Annotated in this window: 9 protein-coding genes; 7 read left to right on the forward strand and 2 right to left on the reverse strand. The window is 44.8% G+C overall.

Annotated elements, in window-relative coordinates:
• Nucleotides 1-52: 52 nt before the first annotated feature.
• From A3EU_RS0115015 to A3EU_RS32885, 4 genes are all read left to right on the forward strand, one after another.
• A complete protein-coding gene (locus tag A3EU_RS0115015; protein ID WP_020537005.1) occupies nucleotides 53-1,105 on the forward strand; it encodes a gliding motility protein GldB-related protein in 1,053 nt (350 codons plus the stop codon).
• Between the two features lie 78 nt (nucleotides 1,106-1,183).
• Nucleotides 1,184-2,137 (forward strand): isopenicillin N synthase family dioxygenase, encoded by a 954-nt coding sequence (locus A3EU_RS0115020; RefSeq protein ID WP_020537006.1) that lies wholly within the window; start codon nucleotides 1,184-1,186, stop codon nucleotides 2,135-2,137.
• A 193-nt stretch (nucleotides 2,138-2,330) separates the two neighbouring features.
• Nucleotides 2,331-2,546 carry a Sec-independent protein translocase subunit TatA/TatB gene (locus A3EU_RS0115025; protein WP_020537007.1) on the forward strand — a complete coding sequence of 72 codons (216 nt, stop codon included), beginning with the start codon at nucleotides 2,331-2,333 and terminating at the stop codon, nucleotides 2,544-2,546.
• A 186-nt stretch (nucleotides 2,547-2,732) separates the two neighbouring features.
• Entirely contained in the window at nucleotides 2,733-3,317 is a 585-nt protein-coding gene (locus A3EU_RS32885; RefSeq protein ID WP_020537008.1) for an SMI1/KNR4 family protein, read from the forward strand.
• A gap of 63 nt (nucleotides 3,318-3,380) precedes the next feature.
• Here the strand turns inward: A3EU_RS32885 and A3EU_RS0115035 are convergent, their stop codons facing one another.
• Nucleotides 3,381-6,245 (reverse strand): M16 family metallopeptidase, encoded by a 2,865-nt coding sequence (locus A3EU_RS0115035; RefSeq protein ID WP_020537009.1) that lies wholly within the window; start codon nucleotides 6,243-6,245, stop codon nucleotides 3,381-3,383.
• Nucleotides 6,246-6,589: 344 nt separating this feature from the next.
• On the opposite strand from A3EU_RS0115035, the gene A3EU_RS30590 reads away from it, so the two are divergent.
• Nucleotides 6,590-8,020, forward strand: a complete 1,431-nt coding sequence (locus A3EU_RS30590; protein ID WP_020537010.1) for a M14 family zinc carboxypeptidase — start codon at nucleotides 6,590-6,592, stop codon at nucleotides 8,018-8,020.
• A 90-nt stretch (nucleotides 8,021-8,110) separates the two neighbouring features.
• Here A3EU_RS30590 and A3EU_RS30595 read toward each other — a convergent pair whose 3' ends face one another.
• Complete coding sequence (locus A3EU_RS30595) at nucleotides 8,111-8,566, reverse strand: TraR/DksA family transcriptional regulator (protein ID WP_020537011.1); 456 nt, start codon at nucleotides 8,564-8,566, stop codon at nucleotides 8,111-8,113.
• Nucleotides 8,567-9,011: 445 nt separating this feature from the next.
• Between A3EU_RS30595 and A3EU_RS30600 the strand changes: the two genes are divergently transcribed.
• Complete coding sequence (locus A3EU_RS30600; protein ID WP_020537012.1) at nucleotides 9,012-12,779, forward strand: PASTA domain-containing protein; 3,768 nt, start codon at nucleotides 9,012-9,014, stop codon at nucleotides 12,777-12,779.
• Nucleotides 12,780-12,960: 181 nt separating this feature from the next.
• Nucleotides 12,961-15,510 carry a T9SS type A sorting domain-containing protein gene (locus A3EU_RS0115055; protein ID WP_020537013.1) on the forward strand — a complete coding sequence of 850 codons (2,550 nt, stop codon included), beginning with the start codon at nucleotides 12,961-12,963 and terminating at the stop codon, nucleotides 15,508-15,510.
• Nucleotides 15,511-15,514 lie beyond the last annotated feature (4 nt).

Genomic DNA, 15,514 nt, shown 5'->3' on the forward strand with positions numbered 1-15,514 from the left:
CTTCGTTGGAAAAAGCACGGCAAAAATAGCTTTTTGATAAGTAAATCACGTTATGCTCCAGTATAGTAAACAAAGTTTAACCATTTTTATCTTCTTTGGACTGCTTTTAGCAGCTTGTACCGATGATAAACGTCCTTTGCCTGATGTTTCTGATATAGAAACCCCTTTAACCATCTTGCGCTTTGAGCAAGACCTTTTTAGCTTAGACACCCTTGATTTCGCCAATTCTATTGCTGGCTTGGCTACTAAATATCCGGAATTTGCAGAACTTTTCAGCACCAGTATTCTGGAAGCTGGCTCTCTAGCAAGTATGTCCCCCGAACAGTTGGATTATTTTCGAGGATTCGTCACCTCTCCGGTGTACCGAGCGGTTTATGATACGACCCAAATGATTTTTCCTGACTTAGCAGACACAGAAAAAGAATTACAACAGGCGCTTCGTTATTTTCGCTATTATTTCCCGGAGATTGAAGCGCCTCAGCGCTTGATTACTTTTAATTCGGCATTCAATTATGCGAGTATCATCTTTGGTGAAAATGATTTGGGGGTCAGTTTAGATATGTTTCTAGGCCCAAATTTTGATTACCAAAAATACAGCCCTGGTGCTGCCATTTTTTCCAATTACCTGGTACGTACTTACAATAAAGACTACCTCACCTCCTCCCTTTTGCGCGTTTTACTGGATGATGTGTTTGGTAGCGCTCCGGGAACGAGACTACTCGACGAGATGGTTCATCGTGGAAAGAAGCTCTATGTTTTGGAACAGTTGCTACCAGAGGTGACTGATACAGTGATCTTTAAAACGACTGCTACGCAACAAGAATGGTTAGTGGAAAACGAACGCAATCTATGGTCTCATTTCCTTACGGAAGACCTCTTATATAATTCTCGCTTCCAGGATATTCGTAAACTTATTGAGCCCAGTCCTAATGGTTCGCCTGTCCTGCCAGAGGATTCTCCCGGAGAATCGGCCAACTACGTGGGTTATCAGATTGTTAAACAATTCATGGAACGGCACCCGGAAATTCCGTTAAGCGACCTGCTTGTTTACCAGGATGCCCAGGAGATTTTAGAGCAATCGCGATATAAGCCTTCGCGTAAGTAGCTTCACCTGTTATCTTATTTAGATAAATGCTTAACTTTATATGCTATTAGAATAGCATTGGAATATAAAAATACCATTATGTTGACACGTACCATCCCCTTGGTTGATTTGTCGAAATTTGAACACGGCAGTCCAGCAGAACGGCAAGCTTTTGTTGATGAATTAGGAAAAGCTTTCCATGAAATCGGTTTTGTAGGCGTTACCGGCCACGGGATACCCAAGTCATTGATTGATGACTTTTACAGTAGCTCAAAGGCTTTTTTCGCGCTTGAAAAAGCGACAAAGTCGAAATATGAAGTTCCTGGCTTAGCTGGTCAGCGGGGCTATACTTCTTTTGGTAAAGAACACGCCAAAGGCAGTAAAGTAGCCGACTTGAAGGAGTTCTTCCAGATTGGTCAGGAAGTACCCGACGAAGATCCATTAAAGCCAGAATACCCTGACAATGTTCAGGTTGCTGAAATTCCAGAATTCCCTCAGCTTGGGCGTCAGCTTTATCAGGCGTTCGAAGAGAAAGGAGGATCCTTGTTGCGTGCTATTGCCCTTCATCTTGATTTGCCAGAAGGCTATTTTGATGACCGGATCGAAAAAGGGAACAGTATCCTAAGAGCTATCCATTATCCGCCGATCACCTCTGAGCCTGCTTCTGCTATTCGTGCAGAGAGCCACGAAGACATTAACCTTATCACCCTACTGGTAGGAGCCTCAGCCGGAGGTTTGCAGCTCCTCAACATGGACGGTGACTGGCAAGACATTCAGCCTGAAGATGACGAGATCGTGATCAATGTAGGAGATATGTTGCAGCGTTTGACCAACAATTACCTAAAGTCTACCACTCATCGGGTCGTCAATCCTCCTCGTGAGATGTGGCACTTGCCGCGCTTGAGCATTCCGTTTTTCCTACACCCTCGCGGCAAGATGGATTTGACGGTATTAGACAGTTGTGTAACGGCTGATCGCCCGGTTGCTTATGAGCCCATCACGGCAGGCGAATACCTGGATGAGCGTTTGCGGGAGATTGGTTTGAAGAAGTAGTATTTCTAGCTTCACTAAACTTCAAACGCAACACGACGTCAAAAGGGCGTCAATATTTGCGAAGATCAGTGCCTTTTGTGGGCTTAGACCATCAAAAACTGGCAGAGTACCACAAATTCAACTACCTTTGCGCCAGCTATTCAGCCTATGCTGAACACTTAGCTGTATACTTTTGCAGAAAAAACCTGATAGCATGAATACATTGCTGTTATTCCAATTTTTAGGACCAGAAATGCTGGTTATTTTCTTCGCTATTTTGTTGCTCTTCGGTGGGCGCAAAATCCCTGAACTCATGCGCGGCATAGGTAAAGGTATTCGCGAATTCAACACCGCTCGCAACTCTCTGGAAAGTGAGTTAAAAGAAGGCTTGAAGGAGGAAAATAAGAAAAGTACAACGACTGAGTCTTAAATTAAAGTCGGAGGTCGGAAATGGGGAGTCGGAAGTATGTGACTATGTGTTGTTACTTGATAATAGCCTAAAGAGACATTACTGATTCCTACTGAAAAAGACTTTCATTAAATGACATCCCGGATGCTATCAGACAGATAGTATTCGGGATGTTGTGTTTTGGGGATAGTTTTAAACGAAGAAAAAATGGAATCGCTAAAATTATTATTACAAGAATTAAGTATACTCATTAATCAAAATGTCGAAGATAATTTTCTGCTTTATAACAGAAATGAAATCATTAATGATTGGTTAGGCTTCGAACCGGCAATTGATTTTATGATAAAAGAGAAGGAAGATGAATTGCAAACAAAGCTCCCTACCTCATATATCAACTTTTTGAAAATAAGTAACGGATTTCGTCAAGTATCAAATTTCACGGGAAAGCTTTACCCCATCAAAAAAATCAATTGGACTAAAAAATTACACCCAGATTTACTTGAAGTTTATGCTGATCATGAGGAATTTGATTCAAAAATCAATAATGAAATGCTAAAAGACTATTCAGCTAAGAATAATTTGAACTGGAGGTATTCGGATTTCACAGAGACGATAACTATATCAGACTGGGGAGATGGTACTTTATTAATGCTAAACCCCAACTCTACAGACAAACGTGATTATGAAGTATGGGAATTTGGAAATTGGTTTCCAGGCGTAATACGACATAAAAACTTCCATCACTTTATCAAGGCAAAAATTGCTTCAACAAAAGCACTATTTGAAGTCTAAATTCATCTCCTCACACTGGCGAATACAGCAAGTGCACATATCCAACACAAAAGGCATCTCACCCTAATACCCAAACAACTGCTCCAGAGAAAGCTCTTCTAATGGGCCAAATTGCTCCAGGTATTTAAGTGGCGTAGCCGCACGGTCACCCAAAACAGTAATATTGTAATTACGGCCTTTGACATGATTTTCGTGAAACTCAAGCAACTCCTTTTTTCCTGCCGTTTGCAATTCTTCGTAAATATCTCTGAGGATATCGTGATTCAGGTTCACATCCCATGCGCCCTGGGCCTCCCAGTACAATCTACGAGGAGGAATACGATCACTTTCTACCCTTTGCAGTAGCGACAAGCGAGCCTGTTCAATGCCAGCTTCTACGACTGGCATCTCCTCTAACAAACGAATGAGCGTAGGCATGGCATCAGCGACTTTATCGGGTTGCGTGCCAACGTAAGTCCGTAAGTAGTGTGAACGATTCGCCAGCGCCGGGCTACTGTAATAAGCATAAGTGCTATAAGCCAAGGCCTTGGCCTCGCGGATTTCCTGAAAGACAATAGAAGAAAGGCCGTATCCGAAATACTCGTTGTAAAGATCATGGATGCGATGTTCTGCCATATTGAAATAAGGTGTACCGCGCGATATCATCATGATATCGTTTTGCACCATTGGAAAATGGGTGAAGTATACTTTATTTTCCGCCTGATCAAGTTCTGGAAACACATGCACTGGCGGCGGAGCTTGTAACTCGTCTGCAACCTTGTGATGGCGTTTAATAATCGTCGCAGCATCACTAGCATCCATCTGGCCATAGTAATAAACACGATGTTCGTAAGTATGCAGGTTCTTCAGCCAATGCAGTACCTGTTCAGGACTCAGGCTTCTCAAATCTTTCTCTGGAATACGATGAGTAAAGGGAGAATTGGGCCCATATTTGGCAAAATTCCCAAGCCCACTGCGGAGGATAATATTTTTGTTCTGCTTCTGATTAGCGCGCTTGGTGACAATGTCTTCTATAACAGCCTCCCAGGTATCCGTATCGGCTTGCACATCGATCAGCAAATGCTCCATCAGCGCTAGGCCAGCTTCCATGGATTCCTCCAAGCCAGTCAGCGATACATGGCAACGCTCTTCATAGTTGTAAGCTTCAAAATGCAGCCCAAGGCGGAAAAATTCTTTTTGAATATCCGAGGCACTGTACTTACTGGTTCCCAGGTAGGGCAGATAAATAAAAGCCAAGCCCAGTTCGCGGTTGTTATTTTTTCCCATCTCAAAAATATAATCGAGACGAAAAAGTGGATTTTGAGGATTATGAACGTAATCAAAACGCAAGCCTTTTTGCCAATTTTCATGCTGGACTTTGGAGTAATCAGCAAAAATAGGTGCCATCCGTGCAGGAGGCGTTGACAAAAACTCGCGAGCATAATCCGAAACAGCATCCTTTTGTAAAGGCGCGGGCGTGATATCTGGTTTCTCTACTTTTTTGATGTTAGGATCGTCGCCTTCCTGCTTATAAACAACGGCAAAGCCATTGGCCGTAAGTTTTGTTTTGGCAAACTGAATAACATCCTCACGGGTAAGTTGCTCCAACCACTCGTAACGCTTGACAAAATTCTCCCACGGAATACCGAGTATAAAGCAATTGGCAATGGCACCTACTCTGGCTGCATTTTTTTCAACCGCTTTGAGGTCCGAAAGTTTCATGTCACGGATGGAGGCCTCCAGCAACCAATCAGGAAAATCTCCCTGCCGTAATTTTTCAATTTCCGCCAGCAGTAATGCTTCCACATCTTGCAGGGTCTGCCCATCTCTGGGTTTTCCGTAGACGCCAAAGACACTGTAATCTTCGTAAATCCAGTTAAATGCTTCCGCATTGAGGACTAGCTGCTGCTGATTCAAGTTGAGGTCAAACAAGCCCGCCTGTTCGTTATAGAGCATTTGGCGTACCAAAAGCCCTAGCATATAGTCATCGGTTTTACCGCCCCCCATCCGCCAGCCAATCTGTACGTAGGCGCTTTCCTGGCCTTTAACAGCCTGGCGAAGAGGTTCATTAACCTGGGGTTGCTCCTCAAATTCGAAAGGAGGAAATTCTACTGGTTCCCAGTTACCAAACTGGGCTTCAATCATAGCAATAGCTACATCAGGGTCGAAGTCGCCAGCCAGGCAGAGTGCTGCGTTATTGGGTACATAATAAGTCTCATAGAAGCGCTCAATGTTGCGCATCGACGGATTTTTCAAGTGCTCAGGCTTGCCCAGGGTCGTTTGGGTACCGTAGGGGTGTTTGGGGAACAACAAACTCCGCATGGCTTGATGAGCCTTACGAAAGTCTTTGTCCTGACTCATATTGAACTCTTCATAAACGGTCTCAAGCTCCGTATGAAAAAGTCGGAGTGCCAAATAACGAAAGCGTTCACGCTCCAATTTAATCCAGCGTTCCAGCTCATTGCTGGGAATATCGTTGACATACACCGTTTGTTCTACCCAGGTGTAGGCATTGGTACCCTTAGCACCAATAGAGGTCGCAAGTTTATCATATTCATTAGGTGCTGCCAGTAGTGCCGCTTCGTAGCTAAGACGATCAATCTCACGGTAAATTACCGAGCGTTTATCATCTCCGATTGTTTCGCGGTAGACCTCAAACAAGTCTGCAATCTGTTCGAGCAGTTTACTTTCTTCTTCCCAGTTGGTGGCACCAATTTTACTGGTACCTTTAAAGAGCATATGCTCCATGTAATGGGCCAGCCCGGTAGTATCGGCAGGGTCATGTTTAGAGCCAGCACGAAAACAGATATTCGTAAAAATACGGGGCTCATTCTTGTTGACACTCAAAAATACCCTCAAACCATTGGCTAAGGTATAACTTCTAACATTGAGCGCATCGCCTGGAATCGTTTCGTAGTCGTATTTTGTGGTTACCGTATTTTTCGGCATATTTCTATTTTTAAACTTTTGGTCAAATAATATCCATGGCATTGCCTTGGGTATTACCCCTCGCTGATACTATTTAAGAATGAAAAGGAACCACGGATACGGGTTCGGTAAGTTAAGCCTTAGAGAAGGCTTGAGACTTCTGTTCTGTGTGTAAGCTTGCTAAATAGTACCATTCTAGAGGGAGCTTAAGTTTCTATCCGCTTGCTAATTTGTTTAGCAGGCAGGATTTGTGGATACTTAAGAGGCACGAAGGTAACGTTTAACTAGGACTAAATCCAGCATTAAAACAATACATTATTTGCCAATCCCGTCAATGGGTATTTTTAACCTTGATCTTCAAAAAAATGCGTACAATAATTTTCTTTCTATTACTAGGGTTTGGCTTTTCCACAGCCGCCCAAGCTGATTGGCTGAGCAAATTACATGATGCTTACCCCGATTACCAGGAGAAAGCCCTGGAAGATCGTCGCTTTAAACATCGGGAGTTGGTGGATGCGCTCCAAAAACTGGAATCTCCCTTTCAAGTCCAGCAGGAAGGGCTTTCAGTAGAAGAACGATCCATCCACAGTGTTCGTATTGGTGACGGACCGACAACGGTTTTATTGTGGTCGCAAATGCATGGAGATGAACCTACAGCCACCGCTGCCCTGATGGATATTTTTTGTTTCCTCCAGGCAAAAGATGATGATTTTACTGCTTTCCGCAAAAACATCCTAGATCGGCTAACCCTCGTTTTCATTCCTATGCTTAACCCGGATGGCGCAGAAGATTTTGAACGTAGAAATGCACTTGGTATTGATCTAAACCGGGATGCGTTGCGACTCACCAGCCCGGAAGCGCAATTATTAAAGCGGGTTCGCGATGAGTTGGATGCAGATTGGGGATTCAACCTCCATGACCAAAGCCGCTACTACGGTGCCGGCTTTCATCCTGAAAACATGGCGACGCTTTCTTTTCTGGCTCCAGCTTTTGACTTCCCAAAGACCATCAATCCTGGCAGAGAACGGGCGATGCAGGTCATTGCACAACTCAATGCAAGTTTGCAGCGACATATCCCTGGCAAAGTAGCCCGCTACAGTGATGCCTTTGAGCCACGCGCTTTTGGTGATAACATGCAAAAATGGGGCACCAGTACGATCTTGATTGAGTCTGGTGGATACCCCGAGGATCGGGAAAAGCAGTATATCCGTCAGTTGAATTTTGCCAGTATTTTGGCGGCCTGTCACAGTATTGCCAACCAGTCTTACCGTAGTTTCACTAGAGCCGACTACAATAAAATCCCTTACAATAGTTTTGGCAATTACAACGACCTGCTTCTACGCGAAGTCAAGTACCTACACCCCAATGGGAACAGCTACCTAATCGATATTGCTTTTGATCTGGGAGAGCGGGAGTACGGTGGTGCCAATGGTTTTTATTACCAAGGCAGTATTGATGACATCGGTGACCTGACTTATCAGCAAGGATACACCGCTTTATCAAGTGGCAATTACACTGCTGAGGTTGGTAAACTATTCCCAGAAGTTTTGGCAGATTTAGCTGAGGCAAAGGCACTAGATGCTATGAGCCTTTTAAAAGCTGGCTATGCCGTCGTACGCACAAAAAAACCGGGCCCACCCTGGGAGCGCGATCAACATCCGCTATGGATTCTCGGTGCAGAAGGTATTTATGACCGTGAGGTTGCTACCGGGCTCAACCCTCCATTGATCATCAGAAACGGCGCTGGGGAAGTTGTTTACGCTGTTGTTAACGGGCAGTTGGTGAAGGTGGAGTAAGAAAAAAATGCTGCTAAAACACAAAGCCACCTTTCCTATTCGAAGCAGGAAAGGTGGCTTTTTTCTTACAGCATACGGTATCAGTCCGGTTTACTCCTTCTTACCTTTAGCTTGCTTCACGTAAGGGTTATCGGTAATCCGGTGCGTCATCCGTGCTTCTGCTTCTCTACGGATATCCGTTTTAGCAGTAAGGCTCTTGGTCGTCGTAGGAACTGCTAATAAGCGGCGCTTATCAATCAGTTCACCAGTAATTACACAGACACCATATACTTTGTTCCGAATCCTCATCATGGCATTATTGAGATCCACCAGGTACTTGCGCTGCCGGGTTGCCATGCTATTGAGCATTTCGATATCATTATTGGTGGAACTGTCGTCTACCCAATCTCCACCGTGATCGTCGCTAGAATTTTCGGATATCTCCATGATCTGGCTCTCCAAACTTTCCAGTTGTTCTCCGGTTTGCTGCAGCTTTTTTTCGATCAGAGCCTGGAACTCCTCCAGCTCTTCATCTGAATAGCGTGTAATGTTTTCTTTATTGGCCATAAATTCAGGCTTTTTTAATGATCGCCGCAAAAGTGTTCAAAAAAAACGAAAAATAAAAAATTTTATTCGGGTTAAATGTTTATTAGCCGTCTTATTTCCTTGCAACGATCAAATGCAATCAAATATTTATTGGTCGGTAACGTATTAATGCACCTATAAAGTACAATAATATTAACGATTTAAAGCAGATTATCGGCCCAAACTGAACGAACACTGGATTAAGTACTACGATTACTCATAAAAGTAGCACCAATGCGTGAAGCTTGATCGGGCTGCACGAAGAAATTACCTAACTTTGCGCCTGTTTAATAGTACAGTTACCTGATTCCTTGCTACAAACGCAAATCAGGCTAATTTAGTTGATGCAGGTAAATCTTTAGGATAAAGTATTGCGCAAAAGCTATTTTTACAAAAGCATTCTTGCCTTTTTAACCGGTATGATGATATGAAAATAAGAGTTGGTATTTTTTTTGGTGGACCTTCCCGTGAGCGGGAAATTTCTTTCGCGGGCGGACGAACTGTCTACGACAACCTCAATCAAAGTATTTTCACACCGGTCCCTATTTTTGTTGACAGCCACCGCAATTGGGTGTTGCTAGACTGGGAGTACATCTACAAGGGCAGTATTAGAGACTTCTTCCCTCCCGTGAACAGTTTGCCCCCGTCGGCTAATCAATTTCAGATTTATGCCGAGAGCATTGCCGGACTAGAGGACGACGCACAACGCGAGCTTCTTGCAGCTATTGGCCAACCATTGCCTCAAGAGGAGTTACACCAACATATAGACGTAGCTTTTCTCTCGCTTCATGGTATTTACGGTGAAGATGGTGAGTTGCAAAGTATTTTGGAATCACTCCAGATTCCTTACACCGGCAGTGGCGTGCAAGCCAGTCGGATAGGGATGGATAAAGCCTGGCAAAAACGCTTGATGCAGGAACAGGGATTTCCTTGCCCTACCGTAAAGGTGCTGGATAAAAAAGGTTGGTTGAGTGCCGACCTACAAGCCTTGTACCAAGAAGCCAGTCAAGAAATTGGCTTCCCCCTAGTGATCCGGCCTGCCAACCAGGGCTCTTCTATTGGTGTAAGTATCATCGACGAAAATGAGGGACTAGAGGGTTTTGAAATGGCGGTCAACCGAGCGTTCTTTCGCGAACTGATCCCACTGGGAGAATGGCATGACCGTACACCTTTCGATCGAATAGAATACGTAAAAGCGTTGGGCGATATTAGAGAGGGCCTCGGGTTTCCTCTGCATATCAGCCTGGGCCAACGCAAGGAAACCATCCATCATCCGGAAGACTTACTGGCTTTCCTTAATGAAGAAACGGCCAATGCAGAGCACCTTAGCCAGCTTTTCGTATTAGAAGCGGCGCAAACAGAGCAGCATGTCATTCTGGAGTCCTTCATCAGCGGAAAAGAGTTTTCCTGTATAGTGTTACGTGCGGAGGATGGTTCTTCGATTGCCTTACCTCCTACAGAAATTATTAAAGGAGGGGAAGTCTTTGACTATCGTTCTAAGTATATGCCTGGGCTTTCCCGTAAGGAAACCCCCATCGACCTGCCCAACGAAGCCATCGAAACCATTCGCCGAGAATGTGAAAGCTTGTTCAGCAAACTTGGGTTTCAGGTATATGCCCGAATTGACGGTTTTTACACCCCTGAGGGTACCATTTTTCTGAATGATCCAAACACGACTTCGGGTATGCTCCCGAGTTCTTTCTTTTTTCACCAGGCTGCAGAAATCGGGCTTAATCCGAGCCAATTCCTCACGCTAATTATTCGTCTATCCGTTCAGGAACGCTGTAGCGACCGGCCAGAAAATGAACAGTGGCGTGCTCTTTTACAGCGATTAGACACTGCAATTGGCACGCTAAAGGCCGACCAGCAACAGCAGCGTCGGATTGGTGTTATCTTAGGTGGTTATTCGTTCGAACGCCATATTTCAGTAGAAAGCGGGCGGAATATTTTCGAGAAACTTTCCAGCTCTGTCGATTATGCACCAATTCCTGTTTTCTTAACAGGTTCAGACCAGCAGCACGAGTTGTATCAGTTGCCCATTAACCTGCTACTCAAAGATAACGCGGATGATATCAAGGATAAAATCGCGCATTGGAAGAGCCATCCTGTACTAAAGAAAATAAGGCTGGAGTGTGCTCCGATTACAAAAAAGTATGCGTCAGCAGATGTCATATTTGCACCGGAAAAACTGACCTATGATAGCCTGGCCAAGAAAGTAGACGGCGTCTTCGTCGCTCTGCACGGACGTCCTGGCGAAGATGGCCAAATACAAATTGAGCTCGAAGCCCGAGACCTCCCCTACAATGGCTCAGGAATTAAGTCATCGAGTATTACGATTGATAAATACCGGACATTACAGCTTTTGGGGCAACACGACCTGCCTGTTGCGCATCAACTCTTGCTGAGCAAGAATGATTACAAGATAGATGCAGAAAGCTTTTTCCACCGCGTAGAAAAAACCTTCGCTTATCCGTTCGTCGCCAAACCCGTCGACGATGGTTGCAGTTCAGCCGTTAAAGTTATTCGTAACAGGGAACAGTTGGCGGCTTACAGTGCCCTTCTCTTTCAGGAGGATAGCGATAATGAACGAGAGCAGCGGAAAGTATTAAAGTTGAAAATAAAGGAAGAGTTTTCTCAAAAAGAAGAAATTCTCTTTGAACAGTTGGTCACCAAAGAAGAAGGCATCCATTTTCTTGAAGTCACTGGCGGTATGCTTACCTCCTATGGTGAAAATGGACAGGTTCAGTACGAAATTTTCGAACCCAGCGAAACACTAGCAAGTGGTGAAGTACTCTCTTTGGAGGAAAAATTCCTGGCAGGAGAAGGGCAAAACCTGACACCATCTCGTATGGCCGTAGGAAATTACAGTTACGAAGAGTTACTGCCCCAAGTTCAACAAACATTAGAGAGAGTGGCTCGCTTACTACAAGTAGAAGGCTATTGTCGCATTGATGCTTTTGTGAGAGTCCTGGCCGATGGTAATGTAGAAACTCAAGTGATTGAGGTCAATTCACTCCCTGGGATGACGCCTGCTACTGCTATTTTCCACCAAGCAGCGCTGGCCGGCTACAAGCCTGCCTCATTTATTCAGAAAATATTGGAATACGGCTTTGCCAGACAAGCAAAACGTACTTCATCAGCGGTCGTTACTCCTTCGGTAGCAGCGCCCATAAAAAATGCAGATACACTAGCTCCGCCAGTAGCACCAACGGCACCTATTGTCAAAGAAACACTTACCAATACTATGGAAAACAAATCTGATATTCCGGCTAAAACCGTTAACCTGAGCAAAGGAAAGTGGTGGCGGCAGATACTGGATTTTCTGCAAACAAGGTATTTCCTAAAGAATTTAGCAGCTATGCTGGGCGTCTTTCTCGTTAGCTTCTTTTTACTTAACGTATTTCTCAAACTGTACACCAATCATGGAAATTCTGTACAAGTAGAAAACTACGTGGGCATGAGTATAGACAATGCTACAAAAAAAGCGCGAACACGCGGTTTTAAAGTAAGTGTCAATGAGTCCCCTTTTGACTACAATACACTACAAGGAGAAGTAATTGACCAGGAGCCAATAGCGCTAAACCGGATAAAAAAGAACCGCACCATTTACTTAACCATCGTTGGTGACCCCAAAGAGGTCACGCTTCCTTCTTTTGAAGACGCTGCTGATGACTACAGTCAGTATCGTCCGAAATTGCGGGCTTTGCAAGTAAAAGGAGCGGTTAAAGAGACCATCTTTGACGCCAAGCTCGCTGATAGTACCATTCTACACTTTTACTACGAAGGCCGTAAATACACGCCATCTGATGTTAAACGTGGCGTGAAAGTTCTCCAGGGTAAAACACTAGAGTTTGTTGTCACGAAAAAACAAGATGATTACGTAGGTACTCCAGCACTGAAGTGTAAGCGTTTCAGTGAGGTACAATTTCTCTTACCAGGCCTTGACTTAGAGCTGGGCGATGTCGTGGGAGATGTTTTCAATCGCGCCGATGCCTTTATTTACCGGCAAGAGCCGGAGTACCGTCCAGGGGGTAAAATCCTTCGTGGATCGAAAATCAAGGTTTATTTACAAGAAGAACGTCCTGCGGGATGTGCTGTAGAGGTAGAAATCAATGAACCTCCTAGCGACAGTGGTGGTTTGCCACCTGATACAGAAGACACAGTGACACCAGTGGATACCTCTGGCGGGCTGTAGATAAAAAATCTTTCTTTTTTTGTTGGAACCTCAACTATAAATGGGCCTTGGGGGCCAGCAGACTCGTAATGAAATCGGGATATAACGGGTATAAGTATCCAGAGGGTGTCAAAACTGGATTAAGTAACACTAAAGCCAATCCTTTTACGTTCCCTCAAAGAAGATATTTACAACATTTGACATGAGAATAATAGCTACGACCGCCTTCTTTGCGCTCTTGACCACCTTTGCTTACGGACAAAAAGAAGTTGACCTAACCTCTAACCCTATCTTAGAGATCTATCACGCTGATGAGCAACGTGCTCTTGGCATTTTTTCGGACGATACTTTTACTACCCGTCCCAAAACCACATGCTATACTCCTTCTGATCCTCAGGCTATCCCTGTCCTTAATGGGCAGACCGTCCAGTTTCAGTTAGAATTAGATACCATTGGCTTCGGTGCAGATGGTTATTATGAATGTATCGATTGTGTGGATGCTGTTTTCGGCACCGCTGGTATCGTTCTTGACCAGGAAGGAGAGCCTACCGATAGCCTTTTCTATACTGCCAACATGGGGGTAGCCGCTGACACAGACCTCGCAGGCATCCGCTATTGTAACGCAGATGGATCAGCTTGTACGGATATCGAAACTTTTGTTTTCCTGGCTCGTCGCCCGGGAGCAAACGATTACCCTCCTGCAATTCCGCTGCAACCAGAAGAGGTGATCGACTTAGACATTCCTTTAAGTCTTCCAGGCGAACTCACTTGTAATTTCTTTGTTGACTGCCCAGATAATTATGAGGGCCGCGAACAACTGGCCTATTTCACCGATTATTCCGGTCCTGTCAACTCAATTGTTTACCGTGCCAGCCGGGTAGACGGCTTGGATTCGCTCTGTGTAGTGCTCTGCGATGACAACGGTATTTGTGATACAACCCACTACGCATTCCGTGTGCAGGTAAACAGTATTACACCACCTTTTTATGATGATTTTTCTTACGACAACCCTGTACCAGTAGCAGGCCTTTGGCTAGACAAGGAGGTCTATGTTAATAAAGAAATGCCATTTAACCCGCCGTCAATTGGGGTGGCCACCTTTGACGGCCTCAGTAATCGCGGACGCCCATATGGCGATGGCTATGGTCCCGCAGATCGCCTGACGTCTACCTACCTGAACACCATAAACGGAAACTGGACGCTTTCCTTCTGGCTACAACGTGGTGGTATTGCCGACCGGCCAGAGGTACAAGACTCCCTTGTACTTCAATTCCGCGATGAAGAAGATGACTGGATTTCGATCATGTCATTTGAGGGCATGGCAGCCAATCAGCCTTTTAGCGTAAGAGACTCTTTTCAATTTTATTCTGCCCCTGTGAGCGCAGACTATCAACATGATCGTTTTCAATTCCGCTTTATCAACTACAATGATCGCACAGGCTTCCGCGACAATTGGCACTTGGACTATGTCCGCCTTGACAACAACCCCACGGGTAGTGAAGACTTCAATGATATCGCTTTCACCTACCCTCCCGACTATATTCTCGAAAATTACACGAGCATGCCCTGGCGGCATTTTCAGCCACAGCTCAATGAAGAATTACGCACCAACATCGACATCGGTGTTTATAATCATTTTGCTACGGATCAGAATGCAAGTCCTTCTTTTGCCTCCATCGAGGAATTGAATACAGGAATCAACCCATTCGGAGCTGTACCGACCCTTTTCAATGGTTTAGAGAGTAATGTTGCTGCTCAGGAATCCATTCTGCGCACCTACAGTTTACAGGGCGACCCTACCGGGTTTAGTAATGTTTACGATAACTATGCCGCCCAAATGGGAAGCAGTGATTTTAATAACCTTGACGACATAGACTTTCGCTTATCCTATAGCCTGACCAATACTTCTCAGGAAGGTTTGGATTTTGTTCAGCGCAACGACGAAGTAAGCAGGATCACCCACTTTGGTGAATACTTTGCTTATGATGACGGTACAGCAGAAAGTGCGATACAGACGAGTGCCAACCGGCAAGTAGCCGTGGCTTATACTGCTTCTGTTGCCGATACGATCCACGGTGTACAGATGCATTTTGCAAATACCAATGATGGGTTTCCTGACCAACAGTTTCGCTTACGTATCTGGATTGGGGAGTTGGACGGAACGCCAGAATACAGCCAAATTTACGAGCCTGTTTTTCCCAGTGCTTTCTTTGACACCTTACAAGGGTTCACCTCTTATCGTCTGCTCGATGAAAATGGTGATCTCGCGCCTTTGGCTATCCCTGCTGGTACTTTTTATGTAGGTTGGCAACAAGCCTCGTCATGCGATTTTTCAGAATGTATATCCATCGGCTACGACCGCAACAGGCCTCAAGCCAAAGCCTTTATTTTTGCAGATAACGGCGCTGGATTTAATCCGGTTTCAGGTATCACCGAAGGTGCGCTTATGTTGCGGCCTTATTTGAACAGTGAGATTGGTGTTACCTCCGTCGAATCTTTACAAGATACGAGGACAGTCGATTTAAAGTTATTTCCCAATCCTGTCAGAGATCAATTGTTCCTAAAAACGAACATGGAAGATCAGCAAAACACCCAACTTATCATTTACAATGCTACGGGCCAGGAAGTCTTCCGCCAGTCTTTTGCGGAGGTCGTAAATATCAGTACCTTGTCGGCAGGGATATACTTTGCTCAGTTACAAGGAATTGATGGCAACCAAAGTGCTCCTCAGCGATTAATTGTAATAAAATAGATTT

Source organism: Lewinella cohaerens DSM 23179 (assembly GCF_000379805.1).
Taxonomy (GTDB): domain Bacteria; phylum Bacteroidota; class Bacteroidia; order Chitinophagales; family Saprospiraceae; genus Lewinella; species Lewinella cohaerens.

Bases quoted from the DNA above. Each gene is read 5' to 3' on its own strand.
- A3EU_RS0115015 (WP_020537005.1), top strand. From the start codon at position 53: ATGCTCCAGTATAGTAAACAAAGTTTAACCATTTTTATCTTCTTTGGA.
- A3EU_RS0115020 (WP_020537006.1), top strand. From the start codon at position 1,184: ATGTTGACACGTACCATCCCCTTGGTTGATTTGTCGAAATTTGAACAC.
- A3EU_RS0115025 (WP_020537007.1), top strand. From the start codon at position 2,331: ATGAATACATTGCTGTTATTCCAATTTTTAGGACCAGAAATGCTGGTT.
- A3EU_RS32885 (WP_020537008.1), top strand. From the start codon at position 2,733: ATGGAATCGCTAAAATTATTATTACAAGAATTAAGTATACTCATTAAT.
- A3EU_RS0115035 (WP_020537009.1), bottom strand. From the start codon at position 6,245: ATGCCGAAAAATACGGTAACCACAAAATACGACTACGAAACGATTCCA.
- A3EU_RS30590 (WP_020537010.1), top strand. From the start codon at position 6,590: ATGCGTACAATAATTTTCTTTCTATTACTAGGGTTTGGCTTTTCCACA.
- A3EU_RS30595 (WP_020537011.1), bottom strand. From the start codon at position 8,566: ATGGCCAATAAAGAAAACATTACACGCTATTCAGATGAAGAGCTGGAG.
- A3EU_RS30600 (WP_020537012.1), top strand. From the start codon at position 9,012: ATGAAAATAAGAGTTGGTATTTTTTTTGGTGGACCTTCCCGTGAGCGG.
- A3EU_RS0115055 (WP_020537013.1), top strand. From the start codon at position 12,961: ATGAGAATAATAGCTACGACCGCCTTCTTTGCGCTCTTGACCACCTTT.